At 73.1% G+C, this 22,207-nt stretch carries 15 protein-coding genes and 1 pseudogene; 5 read left to right on the forward strand and 11 right to left on the reverse strand.

Annotated features, from left to right (window positions below; translation table 11 throughout):
• Positions 1-50: 50 nt before the first annotated feature.
• Both purH and purN read right to left on the reverse strand, forming a co-directional pair.
• Entirely contained in the window at positions 51-1,613 is a 1,563-nt protein-coding gene (gene purH / locus AS594_RS14025; RefSeq protein ID WP_069927366.1) for a bifunctional phosphoribosylaminoimidazolecarboxamide formyltransferase/IMP cyclohydrolase, read from the reverse strand.
• Entirely contained in the window at positions 1,610-2,266 is a 657-nt protein-coding gene (purN, locus tag AS594_RS14030; protein ID WP_069927367.1) for a phosphoribosylglycinamide formyltransferase, read from the reverse strand. The genes purH and purN overlap by 4 nt, the downstream gene beginning before the upstream one ends.
• A gap of 262 nt (positions 2,267-2,528) precedes the next feature.
• Between purN and AS594_RS14035 the strand changes: the two genes are divergently transcribed.
• Complete coding sequence (locus tag AS594_RS14035) at positions 2,529-3,338, forward strand: hypothetical protein (protein ID WP_069935115.1); 810 nt, start codon at positions 2,529-2,531, stop codon at positions 3,336-3,338.
• Positions 3,339-3,342: 4 nt separating this feature from the next.
• Here AS594_RS14035 and AS594_RS14040 read toward each other — a convergent pair whose 3' ends face one another.
• A complete protein-coding gene (locus tag AS594_RS14040) occupies positions 3,343-5,241 on the reverse strand; it encodes a cell division protein PerM (protein WP_141746844.1) in 1,899 nt (632 codons plus the stop codon).
• Positions 5,242-5,357: 116 nt separating this feature from the next.
• On the opposite strand from AS594_RS14040, the gene AS594_RS14045 reads away from it, so the two are divergent.
• Positions 5,358-6,626: a helix-turn-helix domain-containing protein gene (locus AS594_RS14045; protein ID WP_069927370.1), complete on the forward strand. Its 1,269-nt coding sequence runs from the start codon at positions 5,358-5,360 to the stop codon at positions 6,624-6,626.
• A gap of 97 nt (positions 6,627-6,723) precedes the next feature.
• On the opposite strand, the gene sucD is transcribed toward AS594_RS14045, so the two are convergent.
• The 7 genes from sucD to AS594_RS14080 form a co-directional block, all read right to left on the reverse strand.
• Entirely contained in the window at positions 6,724-7,608 is an 885-nt protein-coding gene (sucD, locus tag AS594_RS14050; protein WP_069927371.1) for a succinate--CoA ligase subunit alpha, read from the reverse strand.
• Positions 7,609-7,629: 21 nt separating this feature from the next.
• Positions 7,630-8,811 (reverse strand): ADP-forming succinate--CoA ligase subunit beta, encoded by a 1,182-nt coding sequence (gene sucC / locus AS594_RS14055; protein WP_069927372.1) that lies wholly within the window; start codon positions 8,809-8,811, stop codon positions 7,630-7,632.
• Between the two features lie 434 nt (positions 8,812-9,245).
• The gene (locus AS594_RS14060; RefSeq protein WP_069927373.1) at positions 9,246-10,238 is read right to left on the reverse strand and encodes a hypothetical protein; all 993 of its coding nucleotides are present in this window, start codon (positions 10,236-10,238) and stop codon (positions 9,246-9,248) included.
• Between the two features lie 107 nt (positions 10,239-10,345).
• Complete coding sequence (locus AS594_RS14065) at positions 10,346-11,260, reverse strand: hypothetical protein (protein WP_069932891.1); 915 nt, start codon at positions 11,258-11,260, stop codon at positions 10,346-10,348.
• A 141-nt stretch (positions 11,261-11,401) separates the two neighbouring features.
• Entirely contained in the window at positions 11,402-14,926 is a 3,525-nt protein-coding gene (locus tag AS594_RS47920; protein ID WP_079148708.1) for a DUF5682 family protein, read from the reverse strand.
• On the reverse strand, positions 14,923-16,044 hold the full coding sequence (locus tag AS594_RS14075; RefSeq protein ID WP_069927375.1) for an ATP-binding protein: 1,122 nt from the start codon (positions 16,042-16,044) through the stop codon (positions 14,923-14,925). The genes AS594_RS47920 and AS594_RS14075 overlap by 4 nt, the downstream gene beginning before the upstream one ends.
• Before the next feature lie 102 nt (positions 16,045-16,146).
• Complete coding sequence (locus tag AS594_RS14080) at positions 16,147-16,572, reverse strand: hypothetical protein (protein ID WP_069932890.1); 426 nt, start codon at positions 16,570-16,572, stop codon at positions 16,147-16,149.
• A 138-nt stretch (positions 16,573-16,710) separates the two neighbouring features.
• On the opposite strand from AS594_RS14080, the pseudogene AS594_RS14085 reads away from it, so the two are divergent.
• Positions 16,711-18,068, forward strand: a pseudogene (locus AS594_RS14085) (SWIM zinc finger family protein).
• A gap of 16 nt (positions 18,069-18,084) precedes the next feature.
• The gene (locus AS594_RS14090) at positions 18,085-20,121 is read left to right on the forward strand and encodes a DUF5691 domain-containing protein (RefSeq protein ID WP_478078920.1); all 2,037 of its coding nucleotides are present in this window, start codon (positions 18,085-18,087) and stop codon (positions 20,119-20,121) included.
• Positions 20,122-20,373: 252 nt separating this feature from the next.
• On the opposite strand, the gene AS594_RS14095 is transcribed toward AS594_RS14090, so the two are convergent.
• Complete coding sequence (locus AS594_RS14095) at positions 20,374-20,787, reverse strand: coenzyme B12-dependent isobutyryl CoA mutase small subunit (RefSeq protein ID WP_069927378.1); 414 nt, start codon at positions 20,785-20,787, stop codon at positions 20,374-20,376.
• A gap of 388 nt (positions 20,788-21,175) precedes the next feature.
• Here AS594_RS14095 and AS594_RS14100 point away from each other — a divergent pair, with 388 nt between their 5' ends.
• A complete protein-coding gene (locus AS594_RS14100; RefSeq protein ID WP_069927379.1) occupies positions 21,176-22,063 on the forward strand; it encodes an esterase/lipase family protein in 888 nt (295 codons plus the stop codon).
• Positions 22,064-22,207: the final 144 nt, after the last annotated feature.

The raw sequence follows: 22,207 nt of genomic DNA on the forward strand, positions 1-22,207 counted from the left end.
GCACAAGAGGCCGCGACCCCGACGGGGTTGCGGCCTCTCGCGTTTGCGCGTCAGTGGAAGAAGTGGCGCGTACCGGTGAAGTACATCGTCGCGCCGGCCTTCTTCGCGGCCTCGACGACCTGCTCGTCACGGACCGAACCGCCGGGCTGGACCACGGCCTTGACGCCCGCGTCCAGCAGGATCTCCAGGCCGTCCGGGAAGGGGAAGAACGCGTCGGAGGCGGCGTACGCACCCTGCGCGCGCTCCTCGCCCGCCCGCTCGACCGCGAGCTTCGCGGAGTCGACGCGGTTGACCTGACCCATGCCGACACCGACGGACGCGCCGCCCTTGGCGAGCAGGATCGCGTTGGACTTCACGGCGCGGCAGGCGCGCCAGGCGAAGGCCAGCTCGGCCAGTTCGGCGTCGGACAGCGCCTCGCCGGTGGCGAGCGTCCAAGTCGACGGGTCGTCGCCCTCGGCCTGGAGCCGGTCGGTGACCTGGAGCAGGGCACCGCCGTCGATGGCCTTTACCTCGACCTCGTCGGACGGGGCGTCGGAGCAGATCAGCACGCGGATGTTCTTCTTGCGGGCCAGCACCTCGACGGCGCCGTCCTCGTACCCCGGAGCGACGATGACCTCGGTGAAGATCTCGGCGACCTGCTCGGCCATCTCGACGGACACCGGGCGGTTGACGGCGATCACGCCGCCGAAGGCGGACAGCGGGTCGCAGGCGTGCGCCTTGCGATGCGCCTCGGCGACGTCCGCGCCGATGGCGATGCCGCAGGGGTTCGCGTGCTTGATGATCGCGACGCACGGCTCGGTCTGGTCGTACGCGGCGCGCCGCGCGGCCTCCGTGTCCGTGAAGTTGTTGTACGACATCTCCTTGCCGTGCAGCTGCTCCGCCTCCGCGAGGCCGCCCGTGCCGGAGGTGTAGAGGGCCGCGGGCTGGTGCGGGTTCTCGCCGTACCGCAGCACGTTCTTGCGCGCGTACGTCGAACCGAGGAAGTCGGGGAAGCCGCTGTCGTCGGCCGCCGCGTAGTCGGCGGCGAACCAGGACGCGACGGCGACGTCGTACGCCGCCGTGTGCTGGAAGGCTTCGGCGGCGAGGCGCTTGCGCGTCGTCAGGTCGAAGCCGCCGCCCTTGACGGCGTCGAGGACGTCGGCGTACCGCTCGGGGCTGGTGACGACCGCGACCGAGGGGTGGTTCTTGGCGGCGGCGCGGACCATCGAGGGGCCGCCGATGTCGATCTGCTCGACGCACTCGTCGGCGGTGGCGCCGGAGGCGACGGTCTCCTTGAACGGGTAGAGGTTCACGACCACGAGGTCGAAGGGCTCGACACCGAGCTCCTCCAGCTGCGCGCGGTGGGCGTCGAGCCGCAGGTCGGCGAGGATGCCGGCGTGCACGCGCGGGTGCAGCGTCTTGACCCGGCCGTCGAGGCACTCGGGAAAGCCGGTGAGCTCCTCGACCTTGGTGACCGGGACGCCGGCCGCGGCGATCCTCCCGGCGGTGGAGCCGGTGGAGACGATGGTCACGCCCGCCTCGTGCAGGCCGCGGGCCAGCTCTTCGAGGCCCGTCTTGTCGTAGACGCTGACCAACGCGCGGCGGATGGGCCGCTTCGTACCTTCGGCGGTCACTGGATAACTACCTTTCGTCCCTCAATGTGAAAGCCGTTACGGGCCAGGCGCCCCACGACATCGACGAGCAGCCGTCGCTCGACTTCCTTGATGCGCTCGTGCAGAGCGGCACCACCGTCTTCGTAATCCTCGTCCCGGACCTCGACCACGCCCTGCGCGATGATCGGGCCGGTGTCCACACCGTCGTCGACGAAGTGGACCGTGCATCCGGTGACCTTCGCGCCGTAGGCGAGGGCGTCGCGTACGCCGTGGGCTCCGGGAAAACTCGGCAGCAGGGCGGGGTGGGTGTTGACGAACCGGCCGCCGAAGCGGGCGAGGAACTCCTTGCCCACGATCTTCATGAAGCCGGCCGAGACGACGAGATCAGGCTCGTACGCCGCCGTCGCCGCCGCCAGCGCGGCGTCCCACTCGTCGCGTGACGAATAATCCTTCACGCGGCAGACGAAGGTCGGCAGCCCGGCGCGCTCGGCACGCTCCAGGCCCGCGATCCCGTCCCGGTCGGCGCCGACGGCCACGATCTGCGCGCCGTAGGCCGCGGGGTCGTCGCCGATGGCGTCGATGAGGGCCTGGAGGTTCGTACCGGAGCCGGAAACCAGCACGACGAGGCGGGCCGGCGTACCGGGGGGACGGGCGGGGGGAGGCGGGGAGGCCACGGCGGGTCTCTTTCTCGCGGTGGTGCGGTTTGTATGGTCGTACGAACGAATCGCGCTCCCGGATACGGGGAACTCTACGAAGACGCCAACCGTCGGCAACGATACCGGCACACCGAGCGGCCCCCACGGGACGGGTCCGTGGCCGGGAGGTAGCGTCAGGGGACAGGTTCGTTCTGCGGACCGGGACAATCCGTCTCCGGACGGGAACAGATCGACACACAAGACCCTCTGTGCACGGGTCTGAGGGGAAGACGTTCACCAGATGACGGACCGAAGCCGCCGTGCGGCTCTCCGCCTGCCGCTCGCCGCGACGCATGACGGACAGCGGGGTTCCCAGTTGCTGCTGCGGGACCGCCAGTCCTCATCGACCCCGCCTCCGTCGCCGAGGGGCGACGACAATCCCTTCGCGCCGCCGCCCGAGGGGCAGCCCGATCAGCCGTGGCAGCCGCGCAAGCCGGCGAGCGGCGGCGGCGAGGACGACGGGGACGGCGGACAGGACAACCCGCCCCCGTCCCGCGGCAGCCGCTGGAGCCCCCGCCAGCCGGGCCGCCACAACGGCGGCTTCGGAGGCCCCGGGCGCCAGGGCGAGCCCGAGGGGCAGGGCGGTCAGGGCGGTGGAGGCACCGGCCCGGGACTGCGCTGGGACCCCACGGACCCCGCGCAGCGCCGGGCGCGCTACGCGCTGCTCTCCGGCATGTGGGCGTTCTTCTTCGCCCTTTTCGACCTCCCCGAGGTCGCGCTCCTGCTGGGGGGGCTGGCCCTGTACTGGGGCATCAGCTCGCTGCGGGCGAAGCCCCGCCGCGGCCAGGACGCCAAGGGGAACGACGGCACGGCGGTCAAGGCCACCCCGGCGCCGGCGGCGGGCAGCAGCCGGCCGCAGACGACGGCGGCGGTGAGCGGCCTGGTCACGGCGGTGCTCGCCCTGACGATCGTGGCGACGACCTTCACGGTCCAGTTGGTCTACCGCGACTACTACACGTGCGTACAGGACTCCCTGACCCAGTCCGCTCAGGTGTCCTGCAACGACCTGCTCCCGAAGCCGCTGCGACCGGTCTTCGGCGTGAAGGAGTAGCCCGCTAGTCCGGGGCGGAGGCGGGCGGAGGCGGTTCCGGGGCGGCGGACGGCGGTGGCGGATCGCCGCCGTCCCCGTTGTCCCCCTCGTCCCCGTTGTCGGTGCCGGACGGGGAAGCAGCCGGGGGTGAGGCGGGAAAGCTCGTCATGAGACCGCCGGACGCCTCCTTCAGGGCCGCCCATCTGAGTTCGCGGGAGCCGCTGTCGTGCCAGGCGGCGCCGACAGTGGCGCCGGGGTCGCCGACGGGGAGGAAATCGGCTTCGCTGTCGTACGGTCCCGAAACGTCGTCGCCCACAGCACCGCGACCACCGGGCCGCCACCACGCTCTCGCCTCCACCTGACCGGCGGCTGTCCCGGCGCCACCGTCGCCGCCCCGGCCGAACCGCCACCACCGGCGCCCGGCACCGCCCGGTACCTCCTGCGCCTCCGGTGCGGGCGACTCGCCGGCGCCCCGCCTCCGCCACCACCCGCGCCCCGCCGACCCGGCATCGTCGACGACCTCTTCGGCCCCGGCATCCGCCGTGACGACCGCCTCGGCCCCGGCCGCCCTGCGCCAGGAGCGCGGGGTCCGGTCGCGCAGGCGCCAGGCGCGCAGGACCAGCGCGGCCGGAACACCCAGCGTCACGGTCCACACCAGCGCGGCCCCGCCCGTGAGCCACCACACGGGCCCGAACTCCGACAGCGCGCCCACGCCCAGCGGGCCCCCGGCGAGCGCCGCCAGTACCGCCGTCCCCGCCCCGCACACCACGCCTGCCAGCGCCGCCGAGGCAGCCGTCTGCCGGACGGTCCAGGCTTCCTCCCGTACGGCGAAGGGCGGCGCGGCCGTGCGTACGGTGAACCACGCGACGCCGCCCGCCGCCACGACCGGGACAGCCAGCGCCGCCCAGTGGACCGGGGTGGCCCCCTCGCCCGACGGCAGCGCCGCGACCAGCGGAAAGTGCGGCAGCGCCGGGGCCCCCACCACACCGAGCGGCGAGGCACTCGCGCCCGCGCCGAGGGCGAACCCCGGCCCGAGCCCGTACGCGGCGCCCCACATCGCGGCGTTGGGCGCGAGCGCCAGAAGCACCAGCAGCAGCGCGAAGCGCCCCGACCAGTCTCCCGCGAGCTGCAAGAACGTCCCCTGCGCCACGCCCCCGTGCCACACCAGCGAGGCCAGCGCGAGCACCGCACCGCCCCCGATCAGCATCCCGGTCCCCGCCCCGGCCGCCCGCAGCGCGACCCGCAACCGGGGGCGCGCGACGCCCTCCCGCGCCCACCGGGGCATCCAGTCCGGCAGCGGCCCGCGAGGCCGCCCCTTGGCCGTCCAGACCCCACTGGCCGCGCCGACGGCCGCGACGAGCGGCAGATGCAACGCGGCGCTGACAGGAGACGCGGGCAGCGGCCCCCCGTACGCGTACAGCAGCGCGGCGCCGCCCACACCCGCGTACCCACCGACAACTCCCCAGAAGGCGTCGACCCCGGCGCCGCGCGGCGGCGCACCACCACTCGCCCCCGCACCCCCGTACCCACCCACGCGGAGCCCCGCGCCGCCCTCCCCGTCACCACCGTCTTCACCGTCGTCCCCGTCCATCGCGTCCCGGGCGGCACGATGGGCGAGCCACAAGGGCAGCGCCGTGAACAGCATCGGGGTGAGCCCGACCGGGGCGGGAACGCCGGAGAGGGTGTCGTACCGGACGAGCTCGGCGCCATGGGCGATGAGCCACAGTCCGGCGGCGACCCGGAGCGCTCCGCCGGGCCCGCTGTCGGGGTAGGGCGAACTGATCCACAGCACGATCACCACGACGGCGAGCGAGCCGAGGCCGAGCCCCGCGGCGATCACTCCCCGCACGAAGCAGGCGGCCCGTACGGAGGAGCGGCTGTGCACGGTCGGCAACCAGGTACCGCGATGGGTCACTTGAGTCACGCGGCCATGCTGTCAACGACACGCGCTTAATCCATGTAACAGGCGAATGACTGCCGTGTCGCTCAATATACGTTTATGTACTTTTTCGCCCGGTGCAGCGCTGCGGGGGGAATTTCATGACGCAGAGCACCCAAACCGCCCCCGCCGACCCGTTGCCCTCCCCCAAGGAGCGGCGCAGGCTGCGCGAAGCGAAATCGCTGACCCAGGAGCAGGTGGCGACCGCCCTGGGCGTCTCGCGCGAGACGATCAAGGCATGGGAATCCGGCCGCGTGAACCCCAGGCGCCGCAAGCGCGCGGCGTACGCGAAGCTGCTCGCCTCATTCCGGGACGAGACCCGCACTCCGGCGGCCGGCACCACCCCCGCATCGCCCTCCACGGTGCCGGGAGGGGACGCGCCGGGGCGCCCCCCGCAGGGCGTCGAACACAACCACCCCGCAGGCAACGCAGCGGTGACAGCACGTTCGACGCCCGAGGAGACGCCCCGGCGCGCCACCGACCCCCACGCCCCCGGGGAAACGGCACCCGACGCACCTGCGGAAAGCTCCAACGGCGCCCTGGCCCTCACCCCCGCCCAGGCGTTCGACGCCCTCTACGGCCACAGCGCCACCGCCCTGCTGAGCCAGGCGTACCTCCTGACCGGGAGCCGCCCCCTGGCCCGGGAGACGGTCGAGTACGCCTTCCGCCTGGCCTGGGAGCGCTGGCCCGCCGTGGCCACCGACCGCGACCCCGCCGGCTGGGTCAGGGCGGCGGCGTACGAGTACGCGCTCTCCCCCTGGCACCGCCTGCGTCGCGCGCACAAGCGCCACGAACGGCCCCCCGCCGACCGCGACCGCCGCGTCCTGCTCCAGGCCCTGCTCGACCTCCCCCCGGTCCACCGCCGCACGCTCCTGCTGTACGACGGCCTGGGCCTGGACCTCCCGGACACGGCGGCCGAGACGGAGGCGAGCACACCCGCCGCGGCGAACCGCCTGCTCAACGCGCGCGCCGCACTCGCCCAGCGGCTACCGGAACTGGCCGGAGCCGGCACGCCCGCCGAGCAGTCCGCGCTGCTCCAGGAGCGACTGCGCCACCTGGCCGAGCTCGTCACGGCGACGCCCGTCAAACTGCCGCCCGCCAAGGCCGTACGGATGGGAAGCGAGCGCAGGTCCCGGTTCTGGACGCGCGCGGCCCTCTTCTTCACCGCCATGATCGTCAGTGCGACGGGCTTCACCCTGGTCACCGCCCCCACGCGGTACGAGCCGCCGCGAGCCCCCGGCGAACCGGTGCGCGGCGTCCCGGTGCACGCAGGCCCGCAGCCGCTGACCCCCCAGGACGAGGAACTGCGCGCCCTGCTCCACGACTCGCCGATGACCGGGCCGCCCCGGCTGGTCCCGGAAACCCGCTGACCGCCGAACGCGGACGGGCCCGTACCCCCTGACCAGGGGATACGGGCCCGTACTGAGTCACCACCGCGCCGTACGGAACACCGACGGCGGCGGCGAACTAACCCGCCAGGATCGCGCGAGCCAGCTTGGCCGTCTCGGTCGGCGTCTTGCCGACCTTGACGCCGGCGGCCTCGAGGGCCTCCTTCTTGGCCTGTGCGGTGCCAGAAGAACCGGAGACGATGGCACCGGCGTGGCCCATGGTCTTGCCCTCGGGCGCCGTGAAGCCCGCGACGTAGCCGACGACCGGCTTCGACACGTTCTTGGCGATGTAGTCCGCGGCACGCTCCTCGGCGTCGCCACCGATCTCACCGATCATCACGATCAGGTCGGTGTCGGGGTCGGCCTCGAACGCGGCGAGCGCGTCGATGTGCGTCGTACCGATGACCGGGTCGCCACCGATGCCGACGGCGGAGGAGAAGCCGATGTCACGGAGCTCGTACATCATCTGGTAGGTCAGCGTGCCGGACTTCGACACGAGACCGATGCGGCCGGGCTTGGTGATGTCGCCCGGGATGATGCCGGCGTTGGACTGGCCCGGGGTGATGAGACCGGGGCAGTTCGGGCCGATGATGCGGGTCTTGTTGCCCTTGGCACCGGCGTACGCCCAGAAGGCGGCGGAGTCGTGGACCGCGATGCCCTCGGTGATGACGACGGCCAGCGGGATCTCGGCGTCGATCGCCTCGACGACGGCGGCCTTCGCGAAGGCCGGCGGCACGAAGAGGACCGAAACGTCGGCGCCCGTCTTCTCCATCGCTTCCTTGACGGAGCCGAAGACCGGGACCTCGGTGCCGTCGAAGTCGACGGACGTACCGGCCTTGCGCGGGTTCACGCCACCGACGATGTTGGTGCCGTCGGCCAGCATGAGCTTGGTGTGCTTCATGCCCGTGGCGCCGGTCATCCCCTGGACGATGACCTTGCTGTCCTTGGTGAGGAAGATAGCCATGGTGTTGGAGTCCCTCGTCCCTTACTTCGCAGCCGCGGCGAGCTCGGCGGCCTTGTCGGCCGCGCCGTCCATGGTGTCCACGCGCTGAACGAGCGGGTGGTTCGCGTCGGAGAGGATCTTGCGACCCAGCTCCGCGTTGTTGCCGTCGAGGCGCACGACCAGCGGCTTGGTGACTTCCTCGCCCTTGCTCTTCAGCAGCGCGAGCGCCTGGACGATGCCGTTGGCGACCTCGTCACAGGCGGTGATGCCGCCGAAGACGTTGACGAACACGGACTTGACGTCCGGGTCGCCGAGGATGATCTCCAGGCCGTTCGCCATGACCTCTGCGGAGGCGCCGCCACCGATGTCGAGGAAGTTGGCGGGCTTCACGTTGCCGTGGTTCTCACCGGCGTACGCGACGACGTCCAGTGTCGACATGACCAGACCGGCGCCGTTGCCGATGATGCCGACCTCGCCGTCGAGCTTGACGTAGTTGAGGTTCTTGGCCTTGGCGGCAGCCTCGAGCGGGTTGGCTGCGGCGTGGTCCACGAACTCCTCGTGGCCCGGCTGGCGGAACTCGGCGTTCTCGTCGAGAGACACCTTGCCGTCGAGGGCGATGATGCGGCCGTCGGCGACCTTCGCGAGGGGGTTGACCTCGACGAGGAGCGCGTCCTCGGCGACGAAGGTGTCCCACAGCGTCACCAGGACCTCGGCGACCTGCTCGGCGACCTCGGCCGGGAACTTCGCCTGGGCGACGATCTCGCGGGCCTTCTCGATCGTCACGCCGTCGTTGGCGTTGACCGGGACCTTCGCGAGGGCCTCGGGGGTCTTCTCGGCGACCTCCTCGATGTCCATGCCGCCCTGTACGGAGGCCATGGCGAGGAAGGTGCGGTTCGTACGGTCGAGGAGGTACGAAACGTAGTACTCCTCGGCGATCTCGGGTGCGGTCTCGGCGATCATCACCTTGTGGACCGTGTGGCCCTTGATGTCCATCCCGAGGATGTCCGTCGCCCGGGCGACGGCCTCGTCCGGCGTCGCGGCGAGCTTGACGCCGCCGGCCTTGCCGCGGCCGCCGACCTTCACCTGCGCCTTGACGACCGACTTGCCGCCCAGCCGCTCAGTGGCCTCGCGCGCCGCCTCAGGCGTTTCGATGACTTCACCGGCCAGCACCGGTACACCGTGCTTGGCGAAGAGGTCCCTCGCCTGGTACTCGAACAGGTCCACGCGCGTCCGTCCCTTTTCTGGTGATCGCGGTTCGTTGCGTTCTCTCCAATGGGCGTGCCGCGAAGGGCAACGTGACGGCGCAGTCACAAGGAAGGCGTAACGGTGTCCGGTACGCGGCATGTCCGTCTCGCAGGTTATCCCCGTGGGCCACAGGTCCCTAAATCGCAGATCACACCTGGGCGGTGATACCGGTCACAGCCGGTCACCGAGCGCACGTGCTACGCGTCCGTCACGGGTCCGCGGTGGGTGGTGGGGCCGCGACACCGGGCTGCGGCAGCGGACGGCGGCACCGGGCTGCGGGTCGGGCTGCGGCACCCGGCTACGGCACGGGCTGCGGCACGGACGATGACACGGAGCCGGGCGGCCTCCACCCCAATGGAGACCGCCCGGAAAGCAACCAGCCCGCCGGCCGGCTGCCGTGGATGTCCTACGGGTCAGACGCCCTGAGTGAGGTACGACGCGTAACCCGGGGTAACCGACTCGGCCGCGTGGTGGGCGCCGGAGACGGCGTTGCCGGCGAGCGGCGTCGAGGCGACGGTGCCCGACAGGTCCTGCGCGAACGGCTGGACGTCGGACACGACGCCGCCGGCGAACGGCGACACGTCACCGACGACACCGTGCGCGAGGGTGTGGACGCTGCCGCCGACGCCGTACGCGACCGGCTCGACGTGGTCGACGACGGTCCGGACGAGCGGCTGGACCGCGCCGTGGACGCCACCCGCGAACGGGCCTGCCTCGGAGACGACGCCACCCGCGAACGGCTGGACGTCGCTCACGACACCGTGCGCGAACGGCGCCACGTCACCGACCGCGCCGTGGGCGAGGCCGTCGACGTCGCCGACCGCCTGGCCGGCGACCGGGACGACACCGTGCACGGCGCGGGCCGCGATCGGCGGCAGGGTGTCCTGGGCGACGGCGTGGGCGAGCGGGGTGGCGTGAGCGGGCGACTGCTCGGCCTCGGCCGCGAAGGCGGACAGCGGGCCGAAGAGGTAGTCCACCTCGGCCGCGGCGACGTCGGAGGCGTCACCGGCGGAAGGCACGGCGGGCAGGTCGGGCACGTCGGCCGCGGAGGGAGCGGCCGGCAGGTCGTACGAGGGCAGGTCGTACGAGGGCAGCACGGCCGAAGCGTCGTGCCGCACGTCCCGGACATCGACGTGCTCGGTGACCTCGGCGTCCGAGACGACCCCGGCGACGGTGTCCTCCACAGCGCCGGACGCCTGGCCGAACGTGCGGTTCGCGGCCTCGCCCTGCACCGCGTCCTGCACCCGGTCCTGGACTCCGTCCTGCACCCCGTCCTGCACCTGGTCCGGCGTCGACAGCGGTACCGACACGGGCAGCTCGGCCGCACTCGCGGCGGCGGTGCCGAGGGCCCACATGCCGCCGGCGGTGGCGGCGACGGCGATGGAACGGCGGATGTTCTTGTTCATGGTTACGTCAGATCCTTCGAATTCTTGCGGCTGTCCGGGTGATTCCGGATGACGGGCAGACCTGTCCCGCCCCCGCGCGGCAGGTCATGGAGCGGGGACGGTCCGCCCTAGCCGGGGAATTCGAGAACTTCGTGCGGCCGGTCGTGCGTCGGTGCGGCGGTCGCGGGCAGTGTGGCTCCGCGCACCAGCCCGAACCGGGCCCCGGCCGCGACCGCGGCCGCGTGCTTGTCGCCGGGGCGCGACGAGTTGCCGTCGCCGGCCGAGTGCCTGACGCCGTCACCGCACGGGGCGGAAGGCGCCGGTGCGGGGGCCTCCCCGCACTCCACGCGGCCCGGACGGCGGTCCGCGTCTTCGCGCAGCGGACCTGTCGCGTGGTACGCCGGTCCGGTCACGACCGCGACGCCGGTCACGGACGACGTGCCGGTCACGGACCCGCGCCCGGCAGACTGCGCCCGGTCGTCGCCAGACCCCTGGTGCACGGACGGCTCGGCGCCGCCGCCGGACGGTGTCGGCACGACGGGCCGTTCGGTTACGGGCAGATGCCGTACGGGCAAGTCCCCTGCCGCGACCGGAGGGGAAGGCACCCCGGCCGCCGGCAGACCGGGCACCGCCGGCCGGTGCTCGGCCACGCGCTCCCGCAACTCCCCGAGCGTCCGCGTGACGCCGCGCACGACGTCACCCGCCGACTCCGGCCCCAGGGCCTCGCGCACACCCCCCGGCGCGCCGGGCAGCCCGAGAGAGTCCGTGGGGACGCCACCGGTCGCCGGGGCCGGGGCCGGCGCCGTCACCGGAGCCTGGGCGTGGGCCTGGGCGGCGTCCAGCTTCGGGGCCGGGGGCGCATCCGCAACAGCGGTGGACACCTGATGCCGGGCGTCCGGCAGCGGCGCCTCGACGGCATGCGCCTGCCCGCCCCACAGGAACCCTGCCGCCAGCAGGCCGCCCAGGAACAACACCACCCGCAGCGCACGCCACCGACCCGCCCGGCGCAGTACGCGCAGGGCGGCAACCGGGAGAGCGACCACGGCAGTCAAGGGAAGGGGCCTTCGCGGAGTAACGGAACGACGAAATGCGAGACGACGAACGACAGAACGACTGAACGACAGAACGACAGAACGACGGAGGTGATGCTCGCACGAGCCTCCTGGGGGCACGCAAGTCGGATGTTACTGATGGGTCGCCATGTCGGGTATGGGCAGGGGTCGTTTTTCGATCGCAGCCGCCATCACCTCCGGAAAGAGGTCCGGCGTACAGGCGAAGGCAGGGGTGCCGAGGGCCGCCAGTCCCGCCGTGTGCTCCCGGTCGTAGGCGGGAGCGCCCTCGTCGGACAGCGCCAGCAGGGCCACGAACTGCACTCCCGATGCCTTCATCGCCGCGACCCGCTTCAGCATCTCGTCCCGTATGCCGCCCTCGTAGAGGTCACTGATCAGTACGACGACGGTCTCGGCGGGCCGGCTGATCTGCGACTGGCAGTACGCGAGGGCGCGGTTGATGTCCGTGCCGCCGCCGAGCCGGGTGCCGAACAGCACGTCGACCGGGTCGTCCAGTTGGTCGGTGAGGTCGACGACGGCGGTGTCGAACACCACGAGGCGGGTGCTGACGGAGCGCATGGACGCGAGGACCGCTCCGAAGACCGACGCGTAGACGACGGAAGCCGCCATCGACCCGGACTGGTCGATGCACAACACCACGTCCTTCTTCACGGACCGCGATGCCCGCCCGTGTCCGACAAGCCGTTCGGGCACGACCGTTCCGTACTCGGGGAGGTAGTTCCTCAGATTGGCCCGGATGGTCCGGTTCCAGTCGATGTCCCGGTGGCGCGGGCGGTTGACGCGGGTGCCGCGGTCGAGCGCGCCGGTGATCGTGGCCCTGGTGCGGGTGGCGAGGCGCTCCTCGAGGTTATGGACGACCTTGCGGACGACGGCGCGGGCCGTTTCCCGGGTCGTCTCGGGCATCGCCTTGCTGAGGGAGAGCAGCGTCCCGACGAGGTGGACGTCCGCCTCGACGGCCTCCAGCATCTCGGGTTCCATGAGGAGCGCCGACAGTCCAAGGCGCTCGATCGCGTCGCGCTGCATGACCTGCACGACCGAACCGGGGAAGTACGTACGGATGTCGCCGAGCCAGCGCGCGACGGACGGCGCGGAGGCTCCCAGCCCGGCCGTACGGCCTGCCGCGCCCTGGGCGTCGCGCCCTCCGCCGTACAGTGCGCCCAGCGCCTGGTCCATGGCGGCGTCCCCGCCACCCAGGGCGCACCCGGTCCCGTCGGCCGCCTCCCCGCCGAGCACGAGCCGCCACCGCCTGAGCCGCTCCTGTGCGGCACCACCGCCCACCGGGCGGCCCGACGGCTGCCCCGACCCGTCGGGACGCCCTGCGGGCCTCGTGTCCCCGGCCACGGGCCGGGGAGGGACGACCGGCCCGACCGGCCCGACCGGCCCGAGCAGGAGCCGCAGCACCGGCAGCACTCCGTCGGCCCGCTCCCGGTCGAGCCCTGGGCCGAAGCCGGCCGTGGACTCCGTCCCGGCGGCGTGCACGGCGGACGGGCCGCGCCGGATCAGCTCCCCCAGCGTGCGCCGCACTCCCGGCTCGTACGCCGAGAACGTGCGGCGAAGCAACGGCAGTACGCCGGTGAACGCGTCGGGGGACACGCCGGTCAGCCAGGTGTCGACCAGGCCGAGGAGCCGCTCGTCGTGCACGAGCAGCATCCCGCCGCCGGATGCTCCGCCGACGAAGCCCTCGATCCACGCCGCCGCGTCGGCCGGCGGCGTCGCGGACGACAGTGCGAGGGACATGAGCCGCGCCGCCTCGTCCTCCGCGAGCCGCCCGTCGTCCAGCAGCAGCCGCGCCGCCCGGCCGCGAATCACTCCGCCGACACTGTCCCGTCCCGCGAGCCGGCTCAGCACCGCCGCCCAGCGCCCGCGTACATCCCGGCGCTCGCCCGGCGCGGTCCCGGCCAGGAGGCCGATCGCCGCGTGGACGGCGTCGAGGTGGCGGCGCATGTCCGCCGCACCGTCCGCGTCGAGGCCCGTGCAGGCGGGCGGAAGGCCGACGCAGATCCGCTCCGCGAGACCTGCGGCGACCTCGCCCAGCGCCGCCGTGTCCGTGCCGCGCACATCGCCGTACCGCAGGGAACGGGCGAGCGCGGGAAGCGCCTGGGCGAGGTGCCCGACGTCCGCGTCGAGCGCCGCACGGTCGGCCAGGGCCCGCATGACCACCGGGAGTGCGTCGGGCAGACCGGCCAGCAGGCACTGCTCGGCGAGCGCGGTGACGTCGGCGAGCGCGGTGGCCGAGACGGCCCGCGTCTCGGCCACCGCGGTCGCGGCGGAGAGCACCGTGGTGCCCCACATTCCGGCCTCCGCGACGCGCACCGACAGCTCGGGCTCCCAGCGCAGCCGCCAGCTCTCCCGGAACGTGCCCGTGCTCCCCCGCGCCTCGGCCGGCTCGCCCCAGCCGACGGACAGCAGCCGCAGCCGGTGCAGCAGCCGGCTGCGCGCGGCGTCGGTCTCCTTGCGGAGGTCGAGTTCCAGCTCCCGTTCCTGCGGTTCCGGCCTGAGCCGCAGCCCCCGCTGGGTGCGGGTCAGATCGCGTTGCAGCGGTACGACGGGCGCTGTGTCCGGGACCTCGCCGAGCACGTCCCCGACGACGAGCCGGTCGTGGACGAGCGCGAGCGGTACGTCGGACCCCTCGCACATCACGGCCCGCACCGCGTCGGTCGTCTCGGAGAGCCCCGCGAGCGGACGGCCGCGCATGACGGCGAGCGTCTCGGCGAGCCGGACGGCCTCGATGACGTGGGCCGAGGACACCGGCCGGTCCTCGGCGCGCAGCAGCCCCGCGACCTTGGTCATCCAGCGCTCGACGGGCCGGTCGGAGGCACCGAAGAGGTGCCCGTACCAGCCGGGCGAGTCGATTCCGGCGCCGTATCCGCTGCGGCGGGCCAGCCTCCGGTGGGTCCAGGGCACCCAGGTCATCTCGGCCCTGACCCTGGGCAGCCCCTTGAGCGCCGCGCGGTCGGCGGTGGCGGTGGCGACCTTCTCGCCGAGTGCGGGCAGGTGCCAGGCGCCGCAGACCACGGCGAAGTCGTCGCCGAACTCCTTGCGCGCGGCCCGCATCCGGAGCCTCATGTACGCCTCGCGCAACCGGTCGCGGGGGTGCCCCCCGTCTCCGTACGTCTCCCGCAGGGCGCCCATGGCCTCGGTGAGTGCCTCGAACGCTGCGAACGGATCGGCGGCCCCGCCCCCGCGGTGCTCGACCACGTCCTCCCACCACCGCTCGGGATCGTCGTACCCGGCGGCCTCCGCGAGCACCCCCACCGGATCGACGGCCAGGCCGGCCTCCTCCGCGTCCCCCTCGCCCTCGCCCACCTCCTCCGTCAGCGCCAGCGAGTGCGCGGCCGGCAGGTCGATGAATCGGACCGGTACGCCGTGCGCCAGGGCCCAGCGGATCGCGACCCACTCCGGGGAGAACTCCGCCAGCGGCCAGAACGCGGCCCGGCGCGGGTCGTCGGTGACATGCGCCAGCAGGGCCACGGGCGGGCGCATCGCCTCGTCGGCCGCGAGCGGCAGCAGCGCGTCGGCCTCGGGCGGCCCCTCGACCAGTACGGCGCGGGGCCGCGCGGCGTCGAGCGCGCCGCGCACCGCTCGCGCCGAGCCCGGCCCGTGGTGGCGCACGCCCAGCAGCAGGGGGCCCGGTGTCATCCCGAGACCTCCCGGCAGGCGCGGTAGAAGTCCTTCCAGCCGTCCCGCTCGCGGACGACCGTTTCCAGGTACTCCTGCCAGACGACGCGGTCCGCCGCCGGATCGCGCACGACCGCCCCGAGGATGCCGGCCGCCACGTCCCCGGATCGCAGCACGCCGTCCCCGAAGTGCGCGGCGAGGGCCAGTCCGCCCGTGACGACGGAGATCGCCTCGGCCGTGGACAGCGTCCCCGAGGGCGACTTGACCTTCGTACGCCCGTCGGCCGTGACGCCGTCGCGCAGCTCACGGAAGACGGTGACGACGCGCCGGATCTCGTCGAACCCGTCGGGCGCGGCCGGCAGGTCGAGCGAGCGTCCCATCTGGTCGACCCGCCGCACCACGATGTCGACCTCGGCCTCCGCCGTCGCGGGCAGCGGCAGCACGACGGTGTTGAACCGGCGGCGCAGCGCGCTGGAGAGGTCGTTGACGCCCCGGTCGCGGTCGTTGGCGGTGGCGATGAGGTTGAAGCCGCGAACGGCCTGCTGCTCCTGCCCCAGCTCCGGGATGGGCAGCGTCTTTTCCGACAGGATCGTGATCAGGGTGTCCTGAACGTCCGCCGGGATGCGGGTGAGTTCCTCGACCCGTGCGGTCATGCCGTCGGCCATGGCCCGCATGACGGGACTGGGCACGAGCGCGTCGCGGCTGGGCCCGTGCGCGAGGAGCCGGGCGTAGTTCCATCCGTAGCGGATGGCTTCCTCGGGCGTCCCCGCCGTGCCCTGCACGAGCAGGGTGGAGTCACCGCTGACAGCCGCCGCGAGGTGCTCGGACACCCAGGTCTTGGCGGTGCCCGGCACACCGAGCAGCAGCAGTGCCCGGTCGGTGGCGAGCGTGGTGACGGCGACTTCGACGATCCGGCGCGGGCCCACGTACTTGGGTGTGATCACCGTGCCGTCGGGCAGCGTCCCGCCGAGCAGGTACGTCGCCACGGCCCACGGCGAGAGGAGCCACCTGGCGGGCCGCGGCCGGTCGTCGGCCGCGGCCAGTGCCTTGAGCTCGTCGGCGAATGCGTCCTCGGCGTGCGGCCGCAGGGCCCGGCCGTGGTCCGCACGCGCGCCGGCCTTGGTTTCGGGCACGGTCATGGATCCCCCTCCAGATTTCCCGGATGTGGGATCCACCGTGCACCACGCCACTGACAATCGACCGTCGCCGCAGGTCAGGGCCCAAATGCCTGGCTGCGGAAGCTACTTCACGATCGGCGAGACCGCGATGCAGCCGAGCAGGGCCTTCTCGCCGGTCGCTTCCTTGATCGTCTCGCCCTTGTAGACGACCTTGCAGGTCAGGTCGGCCGTGTCCGTCAGGCTGATCGGGGAGACAGCGGGCGGCATGATGCCGCGCAGCGTGACCGTCTTCTTCCACGGCAGCGTGGGCTTCTTGACCGTCTCCATCTTCGGGTCCATGGCCGTGCCCTTGCCGCCCGAGAACTCGATGGACTCGACGCCCTTGCCCGTGACCTCGTACGTCACCTCGTACTTCTCGTCCATGGACTTGTCGACCTGCTCGGCGGCCTCGTCCTTCACGGCCTCGGTCGCCTCGGAACAGGCCCCAAGGCCGAAGGCGAGACCGGTGACCGCGGCAGCGCAGACGGCGGTACGGATGAAGCGGTTCATGTGGGATCCCCCCGGATCTGGAACGCATGTCAGGAGATCGCACCCAATCGCAAAGACCAAGTCGAGTCAAGCCGCGAGTGATCCGCCAAAACCGCAGGTGGAGGCCGATTGTCAGTGGCGGCCCGTAGCGTCCTTCCCATGAATCAGCAGGGGGTGCGCTGGACCGCGCAACAGGTGCTTGCCCTGGCTCCTGACGATGCGTCACGCAGGGCCGGGCTCACGCTTGGCGCGTCCGCGCGGTGGTCGGAGGCGGGAAGCAGCGCTTCTGGGGCGGTATGGGGGCTGTGCCAAGGCAGTGGCGGCTCCCCCTACCGGACGGTGGTCGACACGACGGGCACCCGCCCTGCCTGCAAGTGCAGTTGCCCGAGCCGCAAGTCCCCTGCAAGCACGCGCTGGGACTGCTGCTCCTCCGGGCAGCCGACGAACCAGCCGTGCGGGTAGCCCAAGTGCCCAAGTGGGCCTCCGAGTGGCTGGAGGCACGCGGCACCGGGCAGGGCGGACAGGAGATCCGCGACCCGGCGGGCCCGCCCGCGAAGACGGCGAACCCCGAAGCGGCGAGGCGCAGGGCCGAGCAGCGGGCCGAGCGCATCACCCTGGGCGCTTCGGAGCTGGAGCAGCGCCTCGCCGACCTGCTGCGGGGCGGTCTGGCCGCCGCCGAGCAGTCCGGCTACGGGCTGTGGGAGGAGACGGCCCGCCGCATGGTCGACGCCCAGGCACCGGGGCTGGCAGCGCGGGTAAGGGAGTTGGGCGCCGTACCGGCGTCGGGGGCGGGCTGGCCGGCGCGGCTGCTGGAGGAATGCGCGCTGCTGCATCTGCTGGACGCGGCGTGGCTGGCGCGTGACCGGCTGCCGGAGCCGCTGGCGGCGACCGTACGGAGCCGCGTCGGCCTCACCGCCGCCGCCGACGGCCCTCCGGTCGCCGACCGCTGGCTGGTGCTGGCCCAGTACGACACCTCGGACGCCAGGCTCGTCACACGCCGCACATGGCTGTACGGACGGGAGTCGGGGCGTACGGCGCTGGTGCTGTCCTTCGGGGCGGCGGGCCGGGCGCCCGAAGTGGCGCTGCCCGCCGGCCTGATGCTTGACGCGGAGCTCACGTTCTACCCGGGCGCGGGGCAACTCAGGGCCGACGTGGGCGCGTCCCCGGTCCCCCCGGTCCCGCTCGACGCCCCGCCGCCCGGCGTGGGGGCCGCGGAAGCGGTCCGCGCCTACGGGACGGCCCTGCGCGACGACCCATGGCTCGACTCCTGGCCGGTGACGCTGAGCCGGGTCATACCGATCCCGTCGAGCGAAGGCTGGCAACTGGCCGACGCGGAGGGCGACCTCGCCCTGCCCGTAGACCCCGGGGCGCTGTCCCGCCCCGGCCTGTGGAAGCTGGCCGCCCTGTCGGGCGGAGCCCCCGTCACGGTCTTCGGGGAGTGCGGCCACCGAGGCTTCACACCGCTGACGGCCTGGCCCGAAGGCTCGGCGGAAACCGTCCCGCTGACCGAACCCTGACCACACGGAGGGCGAGATGACCAGCGCCACCCCCGCACCACACCCCACGCGGCCGGAAGGCCCCACACCGGCCACCACCACAGCACCTCACCGCACGCTACCGGGAGGGCGCACGGGCGGCACCACCACACCCGCACCGCACTCCATGCCGCCGGAAGGGCGCACGGGCACCACCAGCCCCACACCGCACCCCCTGCTGCCGGGAGAGGGCACAGGCGGCACCACATCCGCACCGCACCCCACGGTGCCGAGAGAGGGCGCGGCCGGCACCACCCCCGCATCGCCCTCCACTGTGCCGGGAGGGGACGTGCCGGGGCGCTCCCCGCAGGGCGTTGAACGCAACCAGCCCTCAGGCAACGCAGCGGTGGCCGCACGTTCGACGCCCGAGGAGACGCCGCGGCGCGGCACCGACCCCCACGCCGCTGCATCCACCCCCACCCCCGAGTGGCAAGACCTGGTCACCACCGCCCTGCTCGGCACCGACCGCCGTACGCCACGTACGCCACCCCCCGGCACCCCCACCGCCCCGGGCAAGGACACCCCGGCAGCGCTGCTCGACGCCGCCGCGCAGCAGACCGTACGCCGCAGGGCGGGCCTCCTCCCCGCCCGCGCAGCCGCCCGTCCCGCCCCGCCCCGCACGACCCCGCCCCCCACTGCCCCCGGCCGCCCACCGCCGACTGGCGCAGTTGCTGGCCGGCCGCTCCTCGTCCCCACCTCCGCCGGGGGAAGGCGCGGCACCGCCCCCGACCTCACCGAGCTGCTCCCCCAGTGGCTCGCCGCCGCGAACCGGCGCCGCTTCCAGGCCCCGCCGGCGCTGCTCCCGACGCTTCTGGACGCCGCCCGCGCCCGCACCGACCTGCGGCCACAAGCCCTCGCCCTGGCCGGGCCGCGCGGACTGTGGCTGGCGCGGCTCAATCCGGACTGGAGGTTCGCCCTGCGCGGCGCGCCCCACGGCGGCGGCACGATGCCCGACCCCCAGGACACGGCGGCCGTCTGCCGCCTGTGGGAGGAGGGCCTGTTCGCAGAGCGGGTCGGCGTCCTCGGCGCCGTCCGCGCCCACGCCCCGGCGGCCGCACTCGCCCTGCTGTCCGGCACCTGGGCCACCGAGCGCGCCGAGGACCGCCTGATGTTCCTGGACTCCCTGCGCTCCGGGTTGTCCGACGCCGACGAGCCCTTCCTCGAGCAGGCGCTCTCCGACCGCAGCCGCAATGTACGGGCCACCGCCGCCGAGTTGCTCTCCGCGCTGCCAGGGTCCGCGCTGGCCGCCCGGATGGCGGCACGGGCCACCACCTGCGTCAGCCTGGACCGTTCCGGCCGCACGACCGGGGGCGAGCGCATCGCCGTGGAGGCCCCGCACGAATGCGACGCGGACATGCAGCGCGACGGCGTGTCCCCCAAGCCCCCGGCGGGGCGGGGCGAACGGTCCTGGTGGCTGGGCCAGCTGGTCGAGTCGGCCCCGTTGGGCACCTGGTCGCAGAGACTCGGCGGCCGTGCACCGCAGGAGATCGTCGCCCTGCCGGTGGCCGACGGCTGGAAGGAGGAACTGCACGCCGCCTGGTGCCGCGCGGCAGTGCGCCAGAGGGACCCCGCCTGGTCGCGCGCGCTGCTCGGCGCGCCGTCCACACCGCCGGCCACCGGCCCCGGCACGTCGTCGCTGGCCGAGCGGGCGCAGCTGCTGGCGACCCTGCCGGAGGACGAACGGGCGGAGTGGGTGGCCGCGTTCGTCGCGGCGCACGGCCTCTCGGAGGCGTTTCAGCTGCTCGGGGTGTGCACGGTGCCCTGGGCGGAGCCACTCGGCCGCGCGGTGGTCGACGCGCTGGACATCGCGCGGGACGCGGGGAGCTACCCCTGGAGCTTCAGCGGGGTCATGGGACTGGCGGAGCGCTGCCTCGACCCGGGCGAGGCGGGCCGCCTGGAGATACTCACGACAACGCCGGACGAGCAGGAGGACGCGTCGCCCGGCGCTGCCGGGTACTGGTCCGAGGCATTCCAGCGCCTGGTGGGCACCCTCCGCCTCAGAGCGGCGATGCTGTCGGAGCTGTCGGAGGGCTAGACCGCCAGGCGGGGCAGGCGGGGACGCCGCTCAGGACCCGAGCGGCCGAACCCGGACCGGACGCCAGCCGACCCCAGCCCCAAGACAGGGCCGACCCACGACCTAGCCGACCTCAGGGCCCGGTCCAGGGAGGGCCAAACCCGGGCCCCGGCCGGCCCAGGGCCGATGGCCAAGCGAGGCAAGGCAAAGCGAGGCCAGGGCCGAAGGCCGGGGCCAGGCCATGACCAGACCCAGCCCCCGAAGCCACCCCGCCTAAGCCTGCGCGCCCTGACGGACGTGGCCGTTGACCCACTCCACGATCGACTGAGTGGTCGCACCCGGCGTGAAGATCTCCGCGACGCCCTTCTCCTTCAGCGGCGCGATGTCCGCCTCCGGGATGATGCCGCCGCCGAAGACCTTGATGTCCTCCGCATCGCGCTGCTTGAGCAGCTCGATGACCTTCACGAAGAGCGTGTTGTGCGCGCCCGAGAGGATGGACAGCCCGATCGCGTCGGCGTCCTCCTGAATGGCGGTGTCCACGATCTGCTCGGGCGTCTGGTGAAGCCCGGTGTAGATGACCTCCATACCGGCGTCGCGCAGAGCCCGCGCGATGACCTTCGCACCGCGATCGTGTCCGTCGAGTCCCGGCTTGGCGACCACCACGCGGATCGGCCCGGTCACACCCATCACTGCCTCCATGTACCGACTGCGCCGTCATTGGCACGCGCCCCGCACCAATGCGGACGGGGAAGTGAACGAACGTTATCGACAGCATCCCGCAACCACCCGTTTCACGGTGGACAGGGAGGGGGAAATCACACATGGGACATGTTCGCTATGCGTCGTTCCTGCCACATCAGGCGCTACGGCGGCACAAGCCGCAGCACCCGGGACGACCGCAGGGGAGCCACGACGAGGTCGAGGCGTGTCGCCGGTCCACCGTGCCGTCAGCCGCACGGCACGGTGGACCGGACCCGCCGAGCTCCGCCGCTGTGTACGGCACGTACGTACGGCACCCCATGAGGGCACACGGGGGACGGAGCCGCGCCCCGGCGTGCCGATCGGGAGGTCGGCCATGAGGGTCCTGCCCTTCTTCTTCCTGCCACGTCTGGGACGTCTGCCGGGTTTGCCGGGTCTGCCAGATCTGCCGGAGCTGCGCCTGTCGGCCGCGCTTCTGCGGGCCACCGCCCTGGAGCTCGCGATCCTCGCCGGCCACCTCGTTCTCTACCCGGCGGGCATCGCCCAGGAACGCCGGGAGACGGCGCGCCGGCCCTCCGACCCGATGATCGTGCCGCCCGAGACCTCCCAGCTGCCCGCCACCGGCCAGGAACACCTCCCCGTCGTCCTGCTCCACGGGTTCGTCGACAACCGCTCGGTCTTCGTCGTTCTGCGCCGCTCCCTGGCCAGGCACGGCTGGCGCCACCTGGAATCACTCAACTACTCGCCGCTCACGTGCGACATCCGCACGGCGGCCGAGCTGCTGGGGCGCCACATCGAGGAGATCTGCGACCGTACGGGCCGGTCTCGGGTGGACATCGTCGGCCACAGTCTCGGCGGCCTGATCGCCCGGTATTACGTACAACGTCTCGGCGGCGACGTGCGCGTACGCACGCTCGTCACGCTCGGCACCCCGCACTCGGGCACCAGCGTCGCGCCGCCGATGAGCGCCCACCCCCTCGTGCGGCAGATGCGGCCCGGCTCCGACGTGATCGAGGAGCTGAGCAGGCCCGCGCCGTCCTGCCGCACCCGGTTCGTGAGCTTCTGGAGCGAGCTCGACCAGTTGATGCAGCCGGTCGAAACAGCGTGCGTCACCCACCCGGATCTCGTCGCCCAGAACGTACGGGTGACAGGAATCGGCCACCTTGCCCTTCCGGTCCATCCGGCGGTCGCCGCGGGCATCCGGCAGGCCCTCGAGGAGCAGGACACGGCAGCAGGCGCCTCGGGCACGGTCTCCGTCGCCTGAACGCACCCAACTCCGGTCGAACAACGGTCGAACGCAGCACCAAGGCTGTGCCCGCCGTCCACCAAAAGGCGGCCGAATGCCCGTTTCCGGAACGCGGAAAATCTGGCGAAGATTGTCGCCGTCCCTTACCGCCGGGTACAGTCG

Source organism: Streptomyces agglomeratus, from assembly GCF_001746415.1.
GTDB lineage: Bacteria > Actinomycetota > Actinomycetes > Streptomycetales > Streptomycetaceae > Streptomyces > Streptomyces agglomeratus.